This is a genomic window from Mesorhizobium sp. M7A.F.Ca.CA.001.08.2.1, assembly GCF_003998455.1.
Lineage (GTDB): Bacteria > Pseudomonadota > Alphaproteobacteria > Rhizobiales > Rhizobiaceae > Mesorhizobium > Mesorhizobium ciceri.
This window is the reverse complement of sequence record NZ_RZPW01001200.1, coordinates 1-1,109: the sequence shown is the minus strand read 5'-3', so window position 1 is coordinate 1,109 and position 1,109 is coordinate 1. Positions and strand designations below refer to the sequence as shown.

General features: G+C 63.7%; 1 protein-coding gene. It reads right to left on the bottom strand.

Translation table 11 applies throughout. From position 1 onward, the window contains the following. Window positions 1–88: 88 nt before the first annotated feature. On the bottom strand, window positions 89–1,109 hold a 1,021-nt coding region (locus EN914_RS36170), incomplete at its 5' end, for an NAD(P)H-dependent oxidoreductase (protein ID WP_127389723.1).

Below are 1,109 nucleotides of genomic sequence, written 5' to 3'. Positions count from 1 at the left end.
TGCTTGAGCTGCTCGGCGCTGTACTGGCGGTAGACGAAGGGCAGATTGGCGCGACTGTCAGTGACGGCTTTGCTGGCTGTGGCCATGATCACGCTCCCACGGTCCCATAGACGAGCTTGTCCTGGCGAGCGCGCAGTTCGGCGATCTTGGAGCCCGCCGCGGGCGCTGCATTCGCATAGGTTATGAGTTCGCCCTTCTTGATCGGCGCGGTGACCGAGCCGCCCTGCAGCAGGCCGCAGGGAATGGCCTTGGCGGCGCGCGCCTCAGGCGTCGTCATGATCCAGGCGCGGTAGCAATATTCGCCGATCGCATCGAGCTTCTCGCCGGGCTTCATGTCCTTCTTGGCCACGGCGGCGACTTCGGCCACCGGCTTGGCCAGCGGCACCATGTCGGCCTTGCCGTAGAGCACGACGCGCGCGCAGGTCAGCGGCACCTCGAGCGAGGTCAGGTGATAGGGACGATGGAAAGTGAAATACGGGCCTTTGCCCATCTTCAGATCTTCCATGCGCTCGGAGATGCGCGGATGCGACATGTCGGCAACGACGAAGACGCCGGGCGCGACACCCTTGCCGATCGAATAGTCGACGACGCCGACCTTCGACAGAACGCCGCCATCCTTCTGCGGCACCAGCACCTTGGACAGTTCGCCAAGCGTCGCCGCCGGGCCATGCATGCCAGCCTTGTCTGGAACCAGGCCGGTGGCATTGGCGATTGCCGCCATCTCGACCATGGTCTTGGAGCCGTCGACGAATTCGACCAGCATGCGGACATTCATGTGCCGGCGCTTGGCTTCCTCCTCATAGTCCGGGGGAATGGCGTCGATGTTGAGCGGATTGTTCTTGCCCTTGCCGGCGGCAACGATCGGGTGACCCATGGCCGAGACGAACTCGATCAGCTCCATGCAGGAGGACGGCTCATCGCCGGCGCCCAGTGAATAGGTGACGCCGAGCCGGTCGGCCTCGCTTTTCAGATAGGCGCCGATGGTGACGTCGGCCTCGACATTCATCATCACCAGATGCTTGCCATGCTCCATGGCGCGCAGCCCGATCTCGGCGCCAACGGCGGGAACCCCGGTGGCATCGATGACGACGTCGATCAGATCATTGTTG